This window comes from Pseudomonas alcaligenes (genome assembly GCF_041729615.1).
GTDB lineage: Bacteria > Pseudomonadota > Gammaproteobacteria > Pseudomonadales > Pseudomonadaceae > Aquipseudomonas > Aquipseudomonas alcaligenes_B.
In genome coordinates, this window is record NZ_CP154874.1 from 340,887 (window position 1) to 361,978 (window position 21,092).

The following is a 21,092-nucleotide window of genomic DNA, read 5'->3' on the forward strand; positions in this document are numbered from 1 at the left end:
AGCACCCACGATTTATCTAAGCTATTTTCCTGCCTTATCAACATTCATAAGCAATATGAGATAAGGCTTGAAGCACGGAGAAGACCATGAATCTGAACAAGGTAGACCTCAACCTCTTCATCGTCTTCGATGCCATCTACACCGAGGCCAACCTGACCCGCGCCGGGCAGATCGTCGGCATCACCCAGCCGGCCGTGTCCAACGCCCTGGCCCGCCTGCGCGAGACCTTCAACGATCCGCTGTTCGTGCGCACCGCCCAGGGCATGGTGCCCACGCCGATGGCGCAGAACATCATCGGCCCGGTGCGCAACGCCCTGCAGCTGCTGCGCGTGTCGGTGCAGGAGAGCCGTACCTTCGACGCCAAGCAGGCGAGCAAGACCTACCGCATCAGCATGACCGACCTCTCCGAGCAGATCCTCCTGCCGCCGCTGTTCCAGCGCCTGCGCCGGCTGGCCCCGGCGGTGCAGATCGAGAGCTTCCAGGCCAAGCGCCGCGAAACCACCAAGGAGCTGGCCGCCGGCCGCCTGGACTTCGCCGTCGATGCCCCGCTCAACACCGACCCGCAGGTGCGCCACGTCAAGCTGATGGAAGACCGCTACGTGTGCGCCATGCGCCCCGGCCACCCGCTGGCCAAGGACAAGCTGAGCCTGGACGAGTACCTGTCGCAGGCGCACATCCAGATCTCCAGCCGCCGCAGCGGCCTCGGCTACATCGACCTGTCGCTGGGCAAGATGGGCCTGCAGCGCAAGGTCGCCCTGCGTTCGCAGCACTACCTGATGGCCTCCAGCGTGCTGCAGGCCACCGACATGCTGATGACCGTGCCGGAACGCTTCGCTCGCCGCCACGGCCTGCACTTCGCGGCGCTGCCGGTCAGCGACGTGCCGGCCCTGGAAACCCACCTGTACTGGCACGAAAGCACCGACCAGGACCCGGCCAATCGCTGGATGCGCGAACAGCTGATCGAGCTGGCGCAGCAGATCGGCGTCCAGGAAAAACGTGCCGAGAGTGAAACAAAGACTTCAACTTGATGCGCTAAGCTACTGAATCATAAGCCTCGCACCTGCGAGGCTTTTTTATGCCTGTCACTTCCAGTGTCGCCGGCCTTGCACCTGACGTTGACGTTAACGTTAACCTGCCTTACGTTAACGTAAAGCAGACTTCCCAGGGTTGCCCATGGCCGCCAACTACAGCATCTCCGACCTGGCCCGCGAGCTGGACATCACCACCCGCGCCATCCGCTTCTACGAGGAACAGGGCATGCTGGCCCCCGAACGGCGCGGCCAGGAGCGGGTCTACAGCGCCAAGGACAAGGTTACCCTCAAGCTGATCCTGCGCGGCAAGCGCATCGGCTTCTCCCTGGCCGAATGCAAGGAACTGATCGAACTGTACGACCCGGCCGGCGGCAACCGCCTGCAGCTGGAGACCTTCATGAGCAAGATCGCCGAGCGCCGCGCCCAGCTCGAACAGCAGTTGCTGGATATCCGGCAGATGCAGCTGGAGCTCGACACGGCCGAGGAGCGCTGCCTCGCAGCGCTCGAACAAACTCAAGCCTGACAGGCACTTATCTACCAAACCTAACAAAGACAATCACAGGTGGAACCATGAGCTACCCGACCCTCAACTTCGGTCTCGGCGAGACCATCGACATGCTCCGCGACGCGGTCCACCAGTTCGCCCAGGCCGAGCTGGCGCCGCGCGCGGCGCAGATCGACCGCGACAACGAGTTCCCCATGGACATGTGGCGCAAGTTCGGTGACATGGGCCTGCTCGGCATGACAGTCGAAGAGGAATACGGCGGCACTAACATGGGCTACCTGGCCCACGTCATCGCCATGGAGGAGATCAGTCGCGCCTCGGCCTCGGTCGGCCTGTCCTACGGCGCCCACTCCAACCTGTGCGTCAACCAGATCCGCAAGAACGGCACCCACGAGCAAAAGGCCAAGTACCTGCCCAAGCTGTGCTCCGGCGAGCACATCGGCGCCCTGGCCATGAGCGAGCCGAATGCCGGCTCCGACGTGGTGTCGATGAAGCTGCGCGCCGAGAAGCGCGGCGACCGCTACGTGCTCAACGGCAACAAGATGTGGATCACCAACGGCCCGGACGCCCACACCTACGTGATCTACGCCAAGACCGACATAAACGCCGGCTCGCGCGGCATGACCGCCTTCATCGTCGAGCGCGACTACAAGGGCTTCTCCCGCCACCAGAAGCTGGACAAGCTGGGCATGCGCGGCTCCAACACCTGCGAACTGGTGTTCGAGGACTGCGAAGTGCCGGAGGAGAACATCCTCGGCGCCGAGGGTGCCGGCGTGCGCGTGCTGATGAGCGGCCTGGACTACGAGCGCACCGTGCTCTCCGGCGGCCCGACCGGGATCATGAGCGCCTGCATGGACGTGGTGCTGCCCTACGTGCACGAGCGCCAGCAGTTCAAGCAGTCGATCGGCGAGTTCCAGCTGGTGCAGGGCAAGCTGGCCGACATGTACGCCGGCATGAACGCCTCCAAGTCCTACCTGTACAACGTGGCCAAGGCCTGCGACCGCGGCGAGGAGTCACGCAAGGACGCCGCCGCGGTGATCCTCTACACCGCCGAAATGGCCACCAAGATGGCCCTGGACACCATCCAGCTGCTCGGCGGCAACGGCTACACCAACGAGTACCCGGCCGGCCGCCTGCTGCGTGACGCCAAGCTGTACGAGATCGGCGCCGGCACCAGCGAGATCCGCCGCATGCTGATCGGCCGCGAGCTGTTCCACGAGACCAAGTAAGGCACGGACAGTCCCCTCTCCCACTTGTGGGAGAGGGTTAGGGAGAGGGGCTCTGAGTCGCCGGCTCACCCCTCTCCCCCGGCCCCTCTCCCGCAAGCGGGCAGAGGGGAGATAACAGCAAAATCGGAGCGCGCCAGATGGCCATCCTGCATACCCAGATCAACACCCGTTCGCCGGAGTTCGCCGCCAACCAGGCCGCCATGCTCGCCCAGGTCAGCGACCTGCGTGCCCTGCTCGCCCGCATCCACGAGGGCGGCGGCGCCAAGGCCCAGGAACGCCACACCTCGCGCGGCAAGTTGCTGCCGCGCGAACGCATCAACCGCCTGCTCGACCTAGGCTCGCCGTTCCTCGAAGTCGGTCAGCTGGCTGCCCATGAGGTGTACGGCGAGGACGTGCCGGCCGCCGGCGTGGTCGCCGGCATCGGCCGCGTGGAGGGCGTCGAGTGCATGATCATCGCCAACGACGCCACGGTGAAAGGCGGCAGCTACTACCCGCTTACCGTGAAGAAGCACCTGCGCGCGCAGACCATCGCCCAGCAGAACCGCCTGCCGTGCATCTACCTGGTGGACTCCGGCGGCGCCAACCTGCCGCGCCAGGAAGAGGTGTTCCCGGATCGCGAGCACTTCGGCCGGATCTTCTTCAACCAGGCCAATATGAGCGCGATGGGGATTCCCCAAATTGCAGTCGTGATGGGCTCCTGCACCGCCGGCGGCGCCTATGTGCCGGCGATGAGCGACGAGACCATCATGGTACGCAACCAGGCCACCATCTTCCTGGCCGGCCCGCCCCTGGTGAAGGCCGCCACCGGCGAGGTGGTGACCGCCGAGGAGCTGGGCGGCGCCGACGTGCACTGCAAGACCAGTGGCGTTGCCGATCACTATGCCGATGACGATGCCCATGCCCTGGCCCTGGCCCGTCGCTGCATCGCCAACCTCAACTGGCGCAAGCTTGGCCAGTTGCAGGCCCGTACGCCAATCGCCCCGCTGTATGGCAGCGAGGAGCTGTACGGGGTGATCCCGGCCGACGCCAAGCAGCCCTTCGATGTGCGCGAGGTGATCGCCCGCGTGGTCGACGGCAGCGAATTCGATGAGTTCAAGGCGCTGTTCGGCACCACCCTGGTCTGCGGCTTTGCCCATATCCACGGCTACCCGGTGGCCATCCTGGCGAACAACGGCATTCTGTTTGCGGAAGCCGCGCAGAAAGGCGCGCACTTCATCGAGCTGGCCTGCCAGCGCGGCATCCCCCTGCTGTTCCTGCAAAACATCACCGGCTTTATGGTCGGGAAAAAGTATGAAGAGGGCGGTATCGCCAAGCACGGCGCCAAGCTGGTCACTGCCGTGGCCTGTGCCAAGGTGCCGAAGTTCACCGTGATCATCGGTGGCAGCTTCGGCGCCGGTAACTACGGCATGTGCGGCCGTGCCTACGACCCACGCTTCCTGTGGATGTGGCCCAACGCGCGCATCGGCGTGATGGGTGCCGAGCAGGCCGCCGGTGTGCTAGTGCAGGTCAAGCGCGAGCAGGCCGCCCGCGCCGGCCACCCGTTCAGCGACGAGGAGGAGGCGCGCATCAAGCAGCCCATAGTCGCCCAGTACGAACAGCAGGCCCACGCCTACTACTCCAGCGCCCGCCTGTGGGACGACGGCGTGATCGACCCGGCGCAGACCCGCGACGTGCTCGGCCTGGCCCTGTCCGCCAGCCTCAATGCGCCCATCGAGCCGACCCAGTTCGGCGTGTTCCGGATGTGACATCAACTCCCCTCTTCCGCTTGCGGGAGAGGGGCCGGGGGAGAGGGAAAAAGCGCTGCCACAGCCACCCTCTCCCAAGCCCTCTCCCTGCACCTGTTTATGCAGCAGGGGGCGAGGGAGCAACAGCAGAATACCTGGAGCCGCTATGACCGACTTCACTACCGTACAGCTGGAAAAAGACCCGCGCGGCTTCGCCACCCTGTGGCTGAACCGTCCGGAGAAGAACAACGCGTTCAACGCCGAAATGATCCGCGAGCTGATCCTCGCCCTCGACTTGATCGCCGCTGACAAGACCCTGCGCTTCCTGCTGCTGCGCGGCCGTGGCAGGCACTTCTCCGCCGGCGCCGACCTGGCCTGGATGCAGGCCTCGGCCAAGCTCGACTACAACGCCAACCTGAATGATGCCCGCGAGCTGGCCGAGCTGATGTACAACCTCAACGCCCTGAAGATTCCGACCCTGGCCGTGGTCCAGGGCGCGGCTTTCGGCGGTGCGGTGGGTCTGGTCAGCTGCTGCGATATGGCCATCGGCGCGGACGACGCGCTGTTCAGCCTGTCCGAAGTGCGCATCGGCCTGGCCCCGGCGGTGATCAGCCCCTTCGTGGTCCAGGCCCTCGGCGAGCGCGCCGCGCGCCGCTATGCGCTGACCGCCGAACGCTTCTCCGGCAACCGCGCCCGCGAGCTGGGCCTGCTGGCCGAGGCCTACCCCGCCGCCGAACTGGACGCCCAGGTCGAGGCCTGGGTCGGCAACCTGCTGCTCAACAGCCCGCAGGCCATGCAGGCCAGCAAGGACCTGCTGCGCGAAGTGGCCAGCGGCGTGCTCTCCCCGCCCCTGCGCCGCTACACCGAGAACGCCATCGCCCGCATCCGCGTCAGCCCCGAAGGCCAGGAGGGGCTCAACGCCTTCCTGGAAAAACGCACGCCCGCCTGGCAGGAGCCGCAAGCATGAGCCGCAAGCACATTGACACCCTGCTGGTGGCCAACCGTGGCGAGATCGCCTGCCGGGTAATGCGCACCGCCAAGGCCCTGGGCCTGAAGACCGTGGCCGTGCACAGCGCCATCGACGCCCATGCACGCCATGTGCGCGAGGCCGATGTGGCGGTCAATCTCGGCGGCGCCAAGCCGGCCGACAGCTACCTGCTGGTGGACAAGATCATCGCCGCGGCCAAGGCCAGCGGCGCCCAGGCCATCCACCCGGGCTACGGCTTCCTCTCCGAGAACGCCGGCTTCGCCCGCGCCATCGAGGCCGCCGGCCTGGTGTTCCTCGGCCCGCCTGCCACCGCCATCGACGCCATGGGCAGCAAGTCCGCGGCCAAGGCGCTGATGGAAGACGCCGGCGTGCCCCTGGTGCCCGGCTACCACGGCGAGGCCCAGGACGTGGAAACCTTCCGCGTTGCCGCCGAGCGCATCGGCTACCCGGTGCTGCTCAAGGCCGCTGCTGGTGGAGGCGGCAAGGGCATGAAGGTGGTCGAGCGCGAGAGCGAGCTGGCCGAAACCCTCGAATCCGCCCAGCGCGAAGCCCAGTCCGCCTTCGGCGACTCGCGCATGCTGGTGGAGAAATACGTGTTGCAGCCGCGCCACGTGGAGATCCAGGTGTTCGCCGACAGCCACGGCAACTGCCTGTACCTCAACGAACGCGACTGCTCGATCCAGCGCCGTCACCAGAAGGTGGTCGAGGAAGCGCCGGCTCCGGGCCTCTCACCCGAGCTGCGCCGCGCCATGGGTGAGGCGGCGGTCAAGGCCGCCCAGGCCATCGGCTATGTCGGCGCCGGCACCGTGGAATTCCTGCTCGATGCACGCGGCCAGTTCTTCTTTATGGAAATGAATACAAGGCTCCAAGTTGAACACCCAGTTACCGAGGCCATCACCGGCCTCGACCTGGTGGCCTGGCAAATTCGCGTGGCCCGTGGCGAGGCGCTGCCGATCACCCAGGAACAGGTGCCGCTCAATGGCCACGCCATCGAAGTGCGCCTGTACGCCGAGGACACCGACCACGACTTCCTGCCCGCCTCCGGCGACCTGAAGCTGTATCGCGAACCGACCGCAGGCCCAGGCCGCCGGGTGGACAGCGGCGTGGCCGAGGGCGACACCGTCTCGCCCTTCTACGACCCCATGCTGGCCAAGCTGGTCGCCTGGGGCGAGGACCGCGAACAGGCCCGCCAGCGCCTGCTGGCCATGCTGGAGGAAACCGTCGTCGGGGGCTTCGCCAGCAACCTGCCGTTCCTGCGCCGCGTGCTGGCCCACCCGGCCTTCGCCAACGCGGAACTGGATACTGGCTTTATCGCCCGTCACCAGGAACAACTGCTGCCGACCGTGGCCGAGCTGCCCACCGAGTTCTGGCAACTGGCCGGCGAAGCCTGGTTGCACAGCGAAGCGCCGCGCCGCAGCCATGAGGATTATCACTCACCGTGGAGCGGCAACCTCGGCTGGCGCGCCGGCCTGGCCAGCGAGACCGACCTGCAGCTGAGCTGCGGCGAGCAGCGCCAGACCGTACATCTGCGCGGTGCGCTGCAGTCGAAGCTGCTGGGCGAACAACTGTGGATCGAACAGGGCGGTCTGCGCCTTGCCCACCGAGCCATCCGCCGCGGCGATACGCTGTATCTGGAATGGCAGGGCCGCCTGCACGAGGTGCGCCGCGTCGACCCGATCGCCGAGGCCGAGGCCAGCCACGCCCAGCACGGCGGGCTGACGGCACCGATGAACGGCAGTATCGTGCGCGTGCTGGTCGAACCCGGCCAGGCCGTGGAGGCTGGCGCCGCCCTGGTGGTGCTGGAGGCCATGAAGATGGAGCACAGCATCCGCGCGCCCCACGCCGGCACGGTCAAGGCACTGTACTGCGCCGAGGGCGACATGGTCGGCGAAGGCGCCGCCCTGGTAGAGCTGGAAGAGGCCTGAGGGCCACCCACGAAGCGAGAGAGAATGCGATGAACCTGCCGCAACATGTCCGCCTGGTCGAGGTCGGCCCGCGCGACGGCCTGCAGAACGAGAAACAGCCGATCAGCGTGGCCGACAAGGTGCGCCTGACCGACGACCTGAGCGCCGCCGGCCTGAGCTATATCGAGGTGGGCAGCTTCGTCTCGCCCAAGTGGGTGCCGCAGATGGCCGGCAGTGCCGAGGTGTTCGCCGGCATCCAGCGCAAGCCGGGGGTGGTCTACGGCGCCCTTACCCCCAACCTCAAGGGCTTCGAGTCTGCCGTCGAGGCCGGCGTGAAGGAAGTGGCGGTATTCGCCGCCGCCAGCGAAGCCTTCTCGCAGAAGAACATCAACTGCTCCATCGCCGAGAGTCTGCAGCGCTTCGTGCCGGTGATGGAGGCGGCCAAGGCCCACGGCATTAGCGTGCGCGGCTATGTCTCCTGCGTACTCGGTTGCCCCTACGAAGGTGAAGTGGCGCCGGAGCAAGTCGCCGCCGTGGCGCGTGAGCTGTTCGCCATGGGCTGCTACGAGGTTTCGCTGGGCGACACCATCGGCACCGGCACCGCCGGCAAGACCCGCCACCTGTTCGAGGTGGTCGGCCGCGAGATTCCGCGCGACAAGCTGGCCGGGCACTTCCACGACACCTACGGCCAGGCCCTGGCCAATATCTACGCAAGCCTGCTGGAAGGCATCGCCGTGTTCGACAGCTCGGTTGCCGGCCTGGGCGGCTGCCCCTACGCCAAGGGCGCCACCGGCAACGTCGCCACCGAGGACGTGCTGTACCTGCTGCAGGGCATGGGCATCCAAACCGGCATCGACCTGGACAAGCTGATCGACGCCGGCGCACGCATCTGCCAGGTGCTCGGCCGCGACAACGGCTCGCGCGTGGCCAAGGCCCGGCTGGCCCAGCAACAGCGCTGAACGAATGATCGGCCCGAGGCCCTGTCAGCTTTTCCTGACAGGCTGTAAAGCCCGCAACGCAGGCCGAATGCCGCAAGCACCGCCCCGTAGCAGCCACGCCACGGAGGCATTGCGGGGGATCGCGCAGCCCCGCGGCACAGCCTGTAGCGGGCAGCGATCAACTCTTTAGGCTGTGCACGACAAGAACCACCGAGGAATAGAGATGCAACAACCGCTCTGGACACCGTCTGCCGAACGCATCGCCGCCACCCGCATGGACGCGTTCCGTCGCTTCATCAACCAGCGCCATGGGCTGCAACTGGCCGACTACCCGGCCCTGCACGCCTGGAGCGTGGCGCAGCGCGAGGCGTTCTGGCAGGCCATCGTCGACTTCTTCGAGGTGCGCTTCACGCGCCAGCCCGAGGCGCTGCTGCGCGAGGGTGCGGCCATGCCCAGCGCGCACTGGTTCCCCGGCGCCACCCTGAACTTCGCCGAACACCTGCTGCGTCGCCGCGATGGCCAACCGGCGCTGGTCGCCATCGGCGAGGACGGCTCGCGCGAGCAGCTCTCCTACGCCGAGCTGGCCGCCCATGTCGCCGGCCTGCAACAGAGCCTCAAGGCCGCCGGTGTCGGGGTTGGCGATCGCGTCGCCGCCTTCATGCCCAACACCTGGCAGACGGTGGTCGGCATGCTCGCCACCGCCAGCCTCGGCGCAACCTGGTCGTCCTGCTCGCCGGACTTCGGCACCCAGGGCGTGATCGACCGCTTCGGCCAGATCGAACCCAAGGTGCTGATCGCCGCCGCCGGCTACCGCTACGCTGGCAAGAACCTTGACCTGACCACCAAGCTCAACGAAATCCTCGAACGCCTGCCCTCGCTGCAGCAACTGGTGGTGGTGCCCTACTCCCGCCTCGAAGCCCAGGCGAGCGACTTCCGCACCGCCGCCCGTGTCAGCCTGTGGCAAGACTTCTACCAGGCCGGCGGCGAGCCCGGCTTCACCCCGGTGCCCTTCGAACAGCCGCTGTACATCCTCTACTCCAGCGGCACCACGGGCGTGCCCAAGTGCATCGTCCATGGCGTCGGCGGCACCCTGCTGCAGCACGTCAAGGAACTCGGCCTGCATACGGACCTGACGGCCAACGACACCCTGTTCTACTACACCACCTGCGGCTGGATGATGTGGAACTGGCTGGTCTCAGGGTTAGCCCTGGGCGCCACCCTGGTGCTGTTCGATGGATCGCCGTTCCATCCCACGGCCGAGCGCCTGATCGACCTGATCGACGCCGAGAGCATCTCCCTCTTCGGCACCAGCGCCAAGTTCATCGCCGCCTTGGAAAAGGCCGGCGCCAAACCGCGCGCAACGCACGAACTGAGCCGGCTGAAGGCTATCCTCTCCACCGGCTCGCCGCTGGCCCACGAGAGCTTCGAATACGTCTACCGCGACATCAAGGCGGACCTCTGCCTGTCCTCCATCTCCGGCGGCACCGACATCGTCTCCTGCTTCGCCCTCGGCAACCCGACCCTGCCGGTGTGGCGCGGCGAGCTGCAATGCAAGGGCCTGGGCATGGATGTGCAGGTGTGGAACGAGGCCGGCCAGCCGGTCATCGGCGAGAAAGGCGAGCTTGTCTGCGCCCGCCACTTCCCCTCCATGCCGGTGGGCTTCTGGAACGACGAAGGCGGCGCCAAGTTCCACGCTGCCTACTTCGAGACCTTCCCTGGCGTGTGGGCCCACGGCGACTACGCCGAGCAGACCGAGCACGGCGGCCTGGTGATCCACGGTCGCTCCGACGCCGTGCTCAACCCCGGCGGCGTGCGCATCGGCACCGCCGAGATCTACCGCCAGGTGGAAAAGGTCGAAGAAGTGCTGGAGTCAATCGCCATCGGCCAGGACTGGGACGGCGACGTGCGCGTGGTGCTGTTCGTACGCCTGCGTGAAGGCGTGACGCTGAACGACGAGCTCAAGCAGCGCATCTGCCAGGTGATCCGCGCCAACACCACCCCGCGCCATGTACCGGCCAAGATCGTCGCCGTGGCCGACATCCCGCGCACCATCAGCGGCAAGATCGTCGAACTGGCGGTGCGCAACGTGGTGCATGGCAAGCCGGTGAAGAACACCGACGCCCTGGCCAACCCCCAGGCGCTGGAGCTGTACCGCGATCTAGCGGAACTGCGCGACTAACTCACCTAGCGGCAGCGCTTCCCCGCGCTGCCGGCTTGAGCAAATTGCCGGCACTGGGGCAGACTGCCGAGCAATACCCACATCCCCGGGGACAATATGGAAGTTGTCAAAACCCTCAAGCCCGGAAAACCCGGCACCAAGGCACTGCTCGAGCGCTACGGCAAACAGCTGGTCAACGTACGCTACCGTCTCGACCGCAAGACCAACACCCACTACACCACGGTCGAACTGATCGTCGAACAGAAATTCGCCCTGTTCAAAGCCCCGCCACAAGCCCCTGCGCCCCGGTGGCACTGCGCATTTTTCGCCATGAGAGCGACCTCCAGCGACTGATCAGAAGCGCCGGCGGCAAATGGGACCGCGAGAATCAGGTATGGCTGATAGAACGAAGCGAGGCAGAGAGGCTGGGGCTGGCAGAGCGGATCATCTGGACATAATTGCCATATGTAGACATCAATATGCCCAGTAATAGCCAGAAACACCCAGCTACGAACAATATGCCTACCCCTAGGCATGTCGTATAAACACTAGTTAGGCACTTCAAATGAGCCAAGGAAAAATTCCAGCCATTGCTTTACTGATAACGGCAATGCTCCCACTCTCACTATTTTTAGTGTCTATATCGCTTGCATGGCGCGCTCTAATTGAAGCGCAAAGCTCAAGCAGTGATTATTTCTTCCGCATCTGCTCCACAACATCAAGCGCAGAGTGCACTACATTTACCTGGCTACATTTAACCATTTTCTGTGCAATCTGCTTTAGCACGGGAGTTTTACTCGCAAGACAGGGAATCAAGAAATGGAAGTCCACCAGCGCCTAACAATACGCTCAACTGTCGCTCACTTCGTTCGCTGGACGTCCAAAAGCTGCGCTTTTGGACGCCCGTTAGCTTAACCGTTAGGCTCTATCAAATGTACGCAAAAGAGTATTCGGACGCAGGAGTTAAAGCCAGGTGGCTAGAGCCTTTAAAAGCTCAGCATGCGTATGATTATGCGCTCAAGTACAGTCACCCAAAACGATATGGGCTAAATGAAGAAAGCGTTGCAACCATTGATCGCCTAATTATTGAAAGCTATGCAGTCGCCAAGGCTTGGTTAGCCAAAAGAATTCCATCTACTGGCACAGTTCAAATCATCTACAGCGAATCAGAAGTTGCGGTGGTGGAAGCCGCAGAGTTCGTTGAGCGTTGGCATGAGATCTTCCTACCCGCACGAGACGATGCTGTAGTTCTGCACAATCTCTCATCGACAGTCCTTTTCTACTGCCACGAGGAAGAACTCGAAATCGGCCAGCGCAAAGATCTAATAGATGCCACTGTGGAGCCTTCCACATGAATGGCCTAGGCTCCAGCGCGAGCCTAACAACTGGTTCAAGTCGTTCGCTCCGCTCACTCGGGACCGGCTAAAGCCGGCCCCTTAACCAAACGTTAGGGATCCACATGCGCCCACTTGAGCGGCTTGTTGGCATGAAATTGCTGGATGCTGAAGTATCTGCGGATGGTGCAGGCTTTCAATTTAGCAATTGCGCACTGGCCGCATTCAACCCGGTATCGCTAAGCAAACAACTATCAGAAATCATCAATTCAGAGGTTTGCGCCGTATCATTTCAAGAAAACCAGCACTTCGAGCTTAATTTTTTAAACGGCTCCACTATTTCAATATCTCTCTTGCCACAAGACTATTCGGGGCCTGAAGCCTTTTGCGCCACCTTTTCGGACAACACAATAGTGGTTGAGTAATGTGGAGCCCTAACAAATGGTTCAAGTCGCTCGCTTCGCTCACTCGGGACCGGCTAAAGCCGGCCCCTTAACCAAACGTTATGTTTCAAGTGCAGGAAATCTCCAAAATGGACACCGAAGATTTCTCTAAAGAAGCATCGATCAAAATACCCCTTGGCCACCTCCTACTCGCCTGGGAGGTAATCTCTGACAAGTTTTCAGACCTGCAGCCATACGACAGCCTCTCAAATGAGGAAAAGAGAGCTATCTGGGGGCTAGCTGACTTACTTGAGAAGTCACTTAGTGAAAATGGCGTAACCGAAAAGCCTAAAGCCGAGTGGGAAGCTCTCATTAATAGAGCTAAAGAGTTTATGAATACAGTCCCAGTGGACTTCCTAGACTAGCATCGGTGTAGGAGAAACATAACAATGCGCTCAACTGCCGCTCACTTCGTTCGCTGGACTCGCAAAAGCTGCGCTTTTGCTCGCCCGTTAGCTTAATCGTTAGGCTCACATGGAAACTACAAAGCTAATCCACGGATCGGAGAAAGTGGTCGAAGCCCTAGGTGGGTGGCCAGGTTTTCATGATGCCGAAGTCATATCTTTTTCCGCATCGCGTGCGCTGCCGCTAAACGCCAATTCGCCAGTTGCAAATTTGTGCGTCCATGTTAGGCAGTACACAGAAGTTGGCGTAGGAACCGCCGACTATGAGCTCGCAGTCACCAAAAGCGTGTTGGTAAATTTTTCATTTGGCGGCCTCAGTGACATATCCATATCAGAGTTCAACCACCAAAACGCCATAGACTCAATTCAGTTCACACCCACAGAGGATGGAGAATTAATCGTCCTAATTGAATCAATTTGGGGCTTTGGTGGCAAAATCAAATGCAGCTCGGCCTCAATTGAGTCCGTACAAGAGCTACCAGTTGTGTGCGCCTAACAATGCGCTCAACTGCCGCTCACTCCGTTCGCTGGACGTCCAAAAGCAGTGCTTTTGGCCGCCCGTTAGCTTAATCGTTAGAGCTAATCACATGCCAGTAAACTACATAATCTACGCCGTCGGCATGAAAGGCCAAGTGATAGACGCCATATTCGTCCCATATCGTGAAAAAGACGGATCATTCCCTATTTTCTCCGAAGAACTTCAAGCCCTGAACTCAAGCGACAAAATCCAAAAAGCAGAAAACAAAGTTTCTGGCATTACCGATATCGCCGAGGCTGTAAAGCTCATTCGAGCCGGCGGCTATAGATGGCGCCTGAAGGAACATGAGTCAGGTCAAGCCAACATCTTTAAACCAGAGCACATAATTATCCACGAGGTGTAAGCTCTAACAATGCGCTCAACCGTCGCTCACTTCGTTCACTGGACAGCCAAAAGCTGCGCTTTTGCCTGCCCGTTAGCTTAATCGTTATAAGCCACGGAGGGATTTGCGTGCTTGCCTGGGACGAAAGTGATGTATTGACCTGCCTTGAAACTATTCCGGAAATCGAAACCGAAGGTATCTGCTATCGCTACAAGGTAGAAAAAAGCGGAGCTAAGTTAGACTTATCGATATACCCGTACGACGGGGATGTTTACTTTGATCTTTATCATAAAGACGCTGAACAACCACTCTTCTCCATGAAGCTTCTTGAATACTCGGGCGTACGTTACGTTAAAAAATGGCCTACTGAGTATTTGGAGTTTGCACCTGCAAAATGTTTTGGTAATCGGTACGACGGTGAGTCGGCAATCCCTTACGGTGTTCGCGTGTATGCGAACCCAAATATTCGCATTGAGCTTTACTAGCTTGGTGGCTTATAACAATGCGCTCAAATCGCTCATTTCACTCGCTGGGACCGGCGAAGCCGGCCCCTTAGCTTAATCGTTAGACCACAAGGAGTACCGTGTTGATATGTGAATGCTGTGGAAAGGACCACCCACTTGAGGAGCTTGAGCTAACATTTCGCCGTCCCGACGATGTTGTCAGCCTCTCCAAGAAGGAGCGTGAAGAATCAGTTCACGAAAATGACGATCTTTGTGTAATTTCAGATGCTAGATTCTTTATTCGTGCGTTGTTGCCATTACCAGTCAAAGGCCGCGATTTGCCATATAACATCGGCATATGGGTTGAGGCTGACCAATCGACGTTTGAGCGGGTTTACGACCTTTGGTCTGATCCAGAGCAAGGAAACGAATCATCTTTCATTGTAAAAATAGCCAATAACATACCTACCTTATCAAGCACTGTAGACCTTGTTGGTTACCTACAACTCACAGGCCCAACAACAAGACCAACTATTCAAGTTAAGCAGCAACAACATCAACTCTACGACGAACAGTCAAACGGCATAACAGCACATCGCGCTCATGAATATAGCTCTTTGTTTGGCTAGCCAATGGTCTAACAAATGGTTCAAATCGTTCGCTGCGCTCACTGGGACCGGCTAAAGCCGGCCCCTTAACCAAATGTTAGGCTACAAAAAATAAAAGACAGCGTCGCACATGAAAGAATTGACTACGAAAACCAAATTAACGATCACAGCATTTGCATTTCTTGCAACACTTGGAGTGTTTGGCATCACTATATTTGTAGTTTTTTCTTATGCCTTTTCTTGCTCAGCAGCCTATCCAGAATGTGGACAACCCCTTATGGCAGCGTTCGGCTTAGCCTGTATTGGGGCGCCAATACTCAGCACAGCCGGCTCTTGGGCTATATATAAACTCATGCAACATCGAGGCAGCGCCTAACAATGCGCTCAACTATCGCGCACTTCGTTCGCTGGACGTCCAAAAGCTACGCTTTTGGCCGCCCGTTAGCTTAATCGTTATGCACTGCAGGAAATTCGCATGGAACGCAGCCAAAATTTGCAAAAGTTTCTCAACGGCCTGAAATCTGACTTGCCGTCATTCGAGGAAGCAGATTTTACGGACATAAACTGGTGCAATCATGAGGGCGAAAATGCCCTACATATCGCCGTTATAAGAAACGAACTATCTCTGGCTAAAGAGCTAATTGAACTTGGTATTGAAATCAATGCCCGCGGCGACCTCGGTCATACACCTTTGCACGAAGCTGCCTCGATGTGCGATCTCTCAATGGTAAAACTGCTTGTTGAATCTGGCGCAGATCTGCATGCACTCACTGAAGGAAACCCTCCATTCACGCTTGCTCGCTTCTCGAAAAAAGATGACATCTGCGATTACCTGGGCGCAGAGATGAACAAGGTGCAACAGAAAGACCCGACTGTTTGGGCTAAAGCACAAATAAGCTATCTCAAGAGAGAAATAGCTAGAATAGAAAAGCAATATGGCGTGGCAAGCGCATAACAATGCGCTCAACTGTCGCTCACTTCGTTCGCTGGACAGCCAAAAGCTACGCTTTTGTCTGCCCGTTAGCTTAATCGTTATAGGACTATCGTGCGCACTGCATTAATAATTCTCATAGCCATCGTATCTAGCGGATGCATATCTGCAGATTACAAATCCGGCAATTACTGGGTACTTGAAGAAAAAAATTTAAAACTTAACAAAAAAAGCCCAACTCAGTGCATGAGCAATAAAATAGAAACCAATGGCGCAACATCGTCTTCTAGCCAAATAATCGCCCCTTACTTTATCCCCGTGTTCTACCTTTCAGAAAAGCCAAGTAAAGAAATAATCGTCACAATAAAAAATAAAACATGCCCAGAGTTTTCTATAAAATCTGACAGAGAAGACAACCTAGCTTACACCGCATTCTCTCTAAGTAGTGGACACTGCGATATACATATCCCACAACCAAAGCGCGCTGAAAAAATTTCCATCCAGGAACTTAACTCAGAAAGTGACTGTGGAAACGTCACAATAACACTAGTTAAAAAAGGCTTCTTCTGCGTTCGTCAAACACAGTTCGGAGGCTCTCCAAGCTGTGAGAAAGCCCTATAACAATTGGTTCAAGTCGTTCGCTTCGCTCACTCGGGACCGGCTAAAGCCGGCCCCTTAACCAAACGTTGGGCGTCAAGCCTATCCCGAAACCACTAGAGTCAATTTATGAGCAAGACTATCAAGATAGTTACATTAGCCCTTCTCGCCGCAGCCGCCCTTATTGGGACTCTTATAGCTGTTGTCTTCCACATGACCTCCGGCATGACAGAGACAGCAGATAATTTTTTCGAATCAATTAAATCTCAAGACTTTGCTAAAGCCCGAACCTTCCTATCTGAGGAATTTCGCACTAGCACCGACGAACAAGCCTTAAAGGAATATCTTTCCAAAAGCGCAATACTGAACTTCAAAGAGGCAGACTGGGTCAGTAGAAGTGTAACCAATGGGCAAGGCGATCTAGAGGGCTCGGTAATTACAAATTCTGGCGGAAATGTACCGATTAAAATCACCTTCGTAAAAGAGGGTGAGACGTGGAAAATTTACTCCATGCAGAAGCCATCTGCCGGCGTTCAATCTGAAAATTCATCACTTTCAGCCCCAACTCCAAAAGAGCAGGTCGAGCTAGTTAAGAAATCCCTTTACGACTTCGCATTGTCAGTTGAAAAAAAGAGCATGGAGCACTTCCACAGCACCATCTCAAACTCCTGGAAGGCACAAGTCACCGCCAAGAAACTAGATGAAACTTTCGGTGAAATATTCAACTCTGGAATGGATCTATCAGTTGTAAACCCTTTGCTGCCAATAATTGATGCAGAGTCCGGGATTGATGAAAACGGAATCCTTAAAATCAAAGGACACTATGAGACAACACCAGTGCATCTCTATTTTGAGCAGCAATTCATCTATGAGGGAATTTCTTGGAAATTATTTGGATTTAGAATATACACCGAATGACGCCCAACAATGCGCTCAAATCGCTCACTCCGTTCGCCGGGACCGGCTAAAGCCGGCCCCTTAGCTTAATCGTTAGGCAGCAAGAGCAATCAGGAAAGTAAACGCATGGAAAGCGCGCAGGCCATCTTCAAAATCGTGCAGCAAATAAGCAGAAGATTAAGTTCACGACTGCAGCCATCGCGCCGCTTGCAAGGCCATTGCGGTAAAGCAAATGCGGGGTTTGCAGCAGCAGTGTTCGGCTCAGCTCCGAGCCTAACAATTGTCTCAAGTCGTTCGCTCCGCTCACTTGGACGTCCGCAAGCAGAGCTTGCGGCCGCCCCTTAGCCAAACGTTAGGGGAATAATTAACCGAAAGCTGGCAACAATACTTATCTTTATTGGAGCTTTCGCAGGTGTCGCTTATGCAGCCCCTATGAAAGAACGCGCATGCAGCTCTGCAGCCACTGAAATAGAAATGCACGAATGCCTAAAGCATCAACTCAAAGAAGCTGACACCGCTTTAAATCAGGCATACAAGGTACTCACTGCAAGATATAAAAACAATGAACCATCGCCGATTCAAGGAATAAAACCTCAAGAAAGTTATCTCAAAGAAACTCAAATTTCCTGGATAAAATTTCGAGATGAAAGCTGCGACTTTGAGACCTACGAATCAATCACAGGCAGCGGTTTTGGAACAATCTACACTGCTTGTCTTTTAGAAAAGACACAAGAGCGAGTCAAGTATCTGAAATGGTACATCGAGCACCCCTAACAAATGGTTCATGTCGTTCGCTTCGCTCACTGCGGGACCGGCTAAAGCCGGCCCCTTAACCAAACGTTAGGCAAGTAACAGCCTCTAGGATATTTAAAACTCAAAAAGGAATTTATGTATAAATTCATATTCATAACCATGCTCACCTTAAGCTCTTCCATTCTTGCTGCGCCCCCACCAGACGCATCGCCTAGCTTCGGTCGAGGAACACTCCAATCCGAAGAGGTGTTTTTTTTCATAGGTGCGGTCGTAATATTTATGATTATTAGCTATCTCATGGGATCTGCATGGGGAAATCAAGATAACAGCGAAGAAGATCATCGGCCGTAGCTACGCCTAACAACTGGTTCAAACCGTTCGCTTCGCTCACTGGGACGGGCTAAAGCCCGCCCCTTAACCAAACGTTAGGAGCCCACATGGCTGTGGCTAAAAGAATCACTCAATTCATAAATCTTATTGCAGCAACAATTGCGCTCTATGCGGCATTATTTTACTGGACTCGTGAGTGGATTGAATTCTCGCCAAAATCCATTCCATGGCTTATATATACACTCACTCCATACCTTGCTTTCTGGTGGCTGAGTAAAAAACTATTTAGTACAAAATCAACACTTGCGCGCTCAGTTTTATTTACTATTGCGGCAGCTTTATTATTGCTCATAACTGGCTACGCTTACCTACAATTCACAAATGAATCATTGGTTTTTTATCTGCGGCAAATGCTATTTTTTGTACCTATCCTGAGCACTACAGCTGGTGTATTACTCATAGGCATTGGCTCGCTCCTAACTAGGCGCTGAAGCCGCTCATTTCATTCGCTGGGACGGCGTGCCGCCGCCCGTTAGCTTAATCGTTAGGTAATACACTACGGACAGATATGCACAACGACTGTGCGTCTGTACGGCCTGGTTTTTACAGCCAACTTTCTTGCCACTCTTGGCTTTTAGATGCTGGCAGTTATTGCATTTCAGCTATAAGCCGTAGCATCAGGGCGTGTCCCTCAGTGGTCACTCGGCCAAGAAGTCCACTCGGCAGGCCAGACATCATCGACTGACAGTCGTGCATCATGCCCCCACCCTCCTCTTCTTCTTTAGGAGCCATTCCCTATGCCCTACGTCAATGTGCAGATCACCCGAGGCGCCAGCCGCGAGCAGAAGGCGCAGCTGGTCAAGGACATCACCGATTCGCTGGTGCGCGTCCTGGGCAAGAAGCCCGAACACACCCATGTGGTGATTCAGGAAATCGCCGAGGAGGACTGGGGCTTCGCCGGCCTGCTGACCGACGACTGGAAGAAGGCGCAGCGCCCGGACTGAGGGGCCCGCGCCGGCACTCAGCCCTGGCTGGCCTGCGGGCTGGCGGTCTCTTCCTGTTCGGTGTCGGTGTTGTCCCAGATCAGGCGTGGGTCGAAGGTCACCGCCGCCAGCATGGTCAGGATCACCACCGTGGCGAAGGCGGCGGCGCCGAGGTCGGCGGAGATGGTCGCCAGGTTGCCGAAGTTGACCAGCGCCACCAGGATGGCGATGACGAAGATGTCGAGCATCGACCAGCGCCCGATCCATTCGATGAAGCGGTACATGAGGATGCGCTGGCGCGCCGACATCGGCTGGTGGCGCTGCACCGAGTAAAGCAGCAGGGCGATGCCGACCAGCTTGAAGGTGGGCACCAGGATACTGGCGACGAACACCACCAGGGCGATCGGCAGCATGTCGGCCTGGATCAGCTCGATGACGCCGCCCATGATGGTCGAGGGCATGCCCTTGCCGAGGAAGCTGACGGTCATGATCGGCAGCAGGTTGGCCGGGATGTAGAGGATGGCGGCGGTGATCAGCAGCGCCCAGGTGCGCGCGATGCTGTTGGGCCGGCGGGCGTGCAGGCGGGCGCCGCAACGGCCGCAGTGCTGCTCCTCGCCTTCACGCAGGTATTCCAGCTTGTGGCATTCGTCGCAGACGATGATGCCGGCATCAAGCGCGCGCATGTTCATCCTCCGCGCCGTCCAGGGCTTCCCATACCTGGTGCGGCGACATGGTCACCTCCAGCCAGATCTGCGCCAGCATCAGGGCGATGAAGCAGGCCAGGCCGATGCCCAGGTGCAGCTCGGCCATGTCGATCAGCTTGACGATGGAGACGATGATGCCGAACAGGTAGACCTCCAGCATCCCCCACTCGCGCAGGTGGTGATAGAGGCGATAGTAGCCAATGGCGTAGGGCCGCCAGGCGGGCCTGGGCAGGCTGAGCAGGACGAACAGCTGGCACAGCAGCTTGAGCAGCGGGATCAGCATGCTGCACAGGAACACCACCACGGCAACGCCCTGCATATCCGTGTGATACATGCCGACCACCGCGCTCCACACCGTATCCACGGCGTTCTGGCCGAGCAGGTTGAGGCTCATGATGGGCAGGAAGTTGGCCGGCACGAACAGGATCAGCGCGGTCAGCACCAGGGCCAGGGCGCGCCGGCGCATGTGCGCGCGGCGTACCAGCATCTCGTAGCCACAGCGCGGGCAGCAGGCCTTCTGCTCCTCGTCCAGGTGCGGATGGAGCATCAGCAGGTCGCACTCGTGGCAGGCGATCAGTCGTTCCAGTGGCGGCAGCTTGCCGCGCTCATCCAGCATCGGTTCCATTGGCCACCTCGCCTCGCAGTTGCCGAATAGTCTGGGTGAAAGCCGGGAAAATTGCTCAGTCGCGGTCCAGCAAATGGAAACGCGGCAGCGACAGGTGCCAGCGGATCGCCGCCAGGCGGGTCAGCAGCACCACCAGCATGGCGATGCCGGTGTCCAGCCAGTGCGGGGTATCCAGCTCGCGCAGGCCGATGAACACCAGCGAGCCGAGGATACAGGCGGTGGCGTAGATTTCCTTCTGGAAGATCAGCGGGATCTCGTTGCAGATCACGTCGCGCATCACCCCACCGGCCACGCCGGTCATCACACCCATGATCACCGCGGTGCTGTAGGGCACGTTGTGCTGCAGCGCCACTTCGGTACCGATCACGGTGAATACGGCCAGGCCGAAGGCGTCGGCGATCAGCAAGCCGCGCTCGTGGATCGGCTGGGTCAGGCGCACCCAGAGCACGGTGCCGACCGCGGCGATGGAGGCGATGAGGATGTAGGTGTCGTTGCGGATCCAGCTGACCGGATGGTTGTCGAGAATCAGGTCGCGCAGGGTGCCGCCGCCGAGGGCGGTGATGATGGCGATGACCAGCACGCCGAACAGGTCCATGGACTTGCGCCCGGCCATCAGGGCGCCGGTGATGGCGAAGACGGCGACGCCGAACAGGTCGGAGAGGTAGAAAAGCTGCTGCATGGCGGAGTTCACGGACGGTGGCGG

The 21,092-nt window shown here is 58.8% G+C and carries 25 protein-coding genes; 22 read left to right on the plus strand and 3 right to left on the minus strand.

Annotated elements, in window-relative coordinates; all coding sequences use genetic code 11:
• The first annotated feature begins 86 nt into the window (after nt 1-86).
• The 22 genes from AAG092_RS01585 (at nt 87) to AAG092_RS01690 (ending at nt 19,081) form a co-directional block, all read left to right on the plus strand.
• The gene (locus AAG092_RS01585; protein ID WP_373388249.1) at nt 87-1,028 is read left to right on the plus strand and encodes a LysR family transcriptional regulator; all 942 of its coding nucleotides are present in this window, start codon (nt 87-89) and stop codon (nt 1,026-1,028) included.
• 145 nt (nt 1,029-1,173) lie between these two features.
• Entirely contained in the window at nt 1,174-1,554 is a 381-nt protein-coding gene (locus AAG092_RS01590) for a MerR family DNA-binding transcriptional regulator (protein ID WP_110683131.1), read from the plus strand.
• Nucleotides 1,555-1,601: 47 nt separating this feature from the next.
• Entirely contained in the window at nt 1,602-2,765 is a 1,164-nt protein-coding gene (locus AAG092_RS01595) for an isovaleryl-CoA dehydrogenase (RefSeq protein ID WP_373388250.1), read from the plus strand.
• 137 nt (nt 2,766-2,902) lie between these two features.
• Nucleotides 2,903-4,510 carry a carboxyl transferase domain-containing protein gene (locus AAG092_RS01600; protein WP_373388251.1) on the plus strand — a complete coding sequence of 536 codons (1,608 nt, stop codon included), beginning with the start codon at nt 2,903-2,905 and terminating at the stop codon, nt 4,508-4,510.
• A gap of 145 nt (nt 4,511-4,655) precedes the next feature.
• Complete coding sequence (locus AAG092_RS01605; RefSeq protein ID WP_373388253.1) at nt 4,656-5,456, plus strand: gamma-carboxygeranoyl-CoA hydratase; 801 nt, start codon at nt 4,656-4,658, stop codon at nt 5,454-5,456.
• Complete coding sequence (locus AAG092_RS01610; protein ID WP_373388254.1) at nt 5,453-7,402, plus strand: acetyl-CoA carboxylase biotin carboxylase subunit; 1,950 nt, start codon at nt 5,453-5,455, stop codon at nt 7,400-7,402. Before AAG092_RS01605 ends, AAG092_RS01610 begins: the two co-directional genes overlap by 4 nt.
• A 29-nt stretch (nt 7,403-7,431) precedes the next feature.
• A complete protein-coding gene (locus tag AAG092_RS01615) occupies nt 7,432-8,340 on the plus strand; it encodes a hydroxymethylglutaryl-CoA lyase (protein WP_373388255.1) in 909 nt (302 codons plus the stop codon).
• Between the two features lie 202 nt (nt 8,341-8,542).
• Nucleotides 8,543-10,498 (plus strand): acetoacetate--CoA ligase, encoded by a 1,956-nt coding sequence (locus AAG092_RS01620; protein ID WP_373388256.1) that lies wholly within the window; start codon nt 8,543-8,545, stop codon nt 10,496-10,498.
• A gap of 96 nt (nt 10,499-10,594) precedes the next feature.
• Entirely contained in the window at nt 10,595-10,831 is a 237-nt protein-coding gene (locus AAG092_RS01625) for a hypothetical protein (RefSeq protein WP_373388257.1), read from the plus strand.
• Nucleotides 10,832-11,409: 578 nt separating this feature from the next.
• Nucleotides 11,410-11,832, plus strand: a complete 423-nt coding sequence (locus AAG092_RS01630) for a hypothetical protein (protein ID WP_373388258.1) — start codon at nt 11,410-11,412, stop codon at nt 11,830-11,832.
• A 131-nt stretch (nt 11,833-11,963) separates the two neighbouring features.
• Nucleotides 11,964-12,236 (plus strand): hypothetical protein, encoded by a 273-nt coding sequence (locus AAG092_RS01635; RefSeq protein WP_373388259.1) that lies wholly within the window; start codon nt 11,964-11,966, stop codon nt 12,234-12,236.
• Nucleotides 12,237-12,343: 107 nt separating this feature from the next.
• Nucleotides 12,344-12,619 (plus strand): hypothetical protein, encoded by a 276-nt coding sequence (locus AAG092_RS01640; protein WP_373388260.1) that lies wholly within the window; start codon nt 12,344-12,346, stop codon nt 12,617-12,619.
• Between the two features lie 109 nt (nt 12,620-12,728).
• Complete coding sequence (locus tag AAG092_RS01645) at nt 12,729-13,154, plus strand: Imm50 family immunity protein (protein ID WP_373388262.1); 426 nt, start codon at nt 12,729-12,731, stop codon at nt 13,152-13,154.
• A gap of 91 nt (nt 13,155-13,245) precedes the next feature.
• Complete coding sequence (locus AAG092_RS01650) at nt 13,246-13,539, plus strand: hypothetical protein (RefSeq protein WP_373388263.1); 294 nt, start codon at nt 13,246-13,248, stop codon at nt 13,537-13,539.
• 107 nt (nt 13,540-13,646) lie between these two features.
• The gene (locus tag AAG092_RS01655) at nt 13,647-14,003 is read left to right on the plus strand and encodes a Ypar14, super integron cassette (protein ID WP_373388264.1); all 357 of its coding nucleotides are present in this window, start codon (nt 13,647-13,649) and stop codon (nt 14,001-14,003) included.
• A 98-nt stretch (nt 14,004-14,101) separates the two neighbouring features.
• Nucleotides 14,102-14,590 (plus strand): DUF2199 domain-containing protein, encoded by a 489-nt coding sequence (locus tag AAG092_RS01660; protein ID WP_373388266.1) that lies wholly within the window; start codon nt 14,102-14,104, stop codon nt 14,588-14,590.
• 454 nt (nt 14,591-15,044) lie between these two features.
• Nucleotides 15,045-15,524, plus strand: a complete 480-nt coding sequence (locus AAG092_RS01665) for an ankyrin repeat domain-containing protein (protein WP_373388268.1) — start codon at nt 15,045-15,047, stop codon at nt 15,522-15,524.
• A gap of 90 nt (nt 15,525-15,614) precedes the next feature.
• Entirely contained in the window at nt 15,615-16,121 is a 507-nt protein-coding gene (locus AAG092_RS01670) for a hypothetical protein (RefSeq protein ID WP_373388270.1), read from the plus strand.
• A gap of 105 nt (nt 16,122-16,226) precedes the next feature.
• On the plus strand, nt 16,227-17,015 hold the full coding sequence (locus AAG092_RS01675; protein ID WP_373388271.1) for a hypothetical protein: 789 nt from the start codon (nt 16,227-16,229) through the stop codon (nt 17,013-17,015).
• A 411-nt stretch (nt 17,016-17,426) separates the two neighbouring features.
• A complete protein-coding gene (locus AAG092_RS01680; RefSeq protein WP_373388273.1) occupies nt 17,427-17,768 on the plus strand; it encodes a lysozyme inhibitor LprI family protein in 342 nt (113 codons plus the stop codon).
• Between the two features lie 416 nt (nt 17,769-18,184).
• Nucleotides 18,185-18,568, plus strand: a complete 384-nt coding sequence (locus AAG092_RS01685) for a hypothetical protein (protein ID WP_373388275.1) — start codon at nt 18,185-18,187, stop codon at nt 18,566-18,568.
• A 306-nt stretch (nt 18,569-18,874) separates the two neighbouring features.
• Entirely contained in the window at nt 18,875-19,081 is a 207-nt protein-coding gene (locus AAG092_RS01690; protein WP_110683139.1) for a 4-oxalocrotonate tautomerase family protein, read from the plus strand.
• 17 nt (nt 19,082-19,098) lie between these two features.
• On the opposite strand, the gene AAG092_RS01695 is transcribed toward AAG092_RS01690, so the two are convergent.
• Genes AAG092_RS01695 through AAG092_RS01705 form a run of 3 tightly spaced genes read right to left on the minus strand, consistent with a single transcriptional unit; the run spans nt 19,099 to nt 21,068 of the window.
• Complete coding sequence (locus AAG092_RS01695) at nt 19,099-19,743, minus strand: paraquat-inducible protein A (protein ID WP_373388277.1); 645 nt, start codon at nt 19,741-19,743, stop codon at nt 19,099-19,101.
• Nucleotides 19,730-20,389, minus strand: coding sequence for a paraquat-inducible protein A (locus AAG092_RS01700; protein WP_110683141.1), 660 nt, complete (start codon nt 20,387-20,389; stop codon nt 19,730-19,732). The genes AAG092_RS01695 and AAG092_RS01700 overlap by 14 nt, the downstream gene beginning before the upstream one ends.
• 55 nt (nt 20,390-20,444) lie before the next feature.
• Nucleotides 20,445-21,068, minus strand: a complete 624-nt coding sequence (locus AAG092_RS01705; RefSeq protein WP_110683142.1) for a trimeric intracellular cation channel family protein — start codon at nt 21,066-21,068, stop codon at nt 20,445-20,447.
• Nucleotides 21,069-21,092 lie beyond the last annotated feature (24 nt).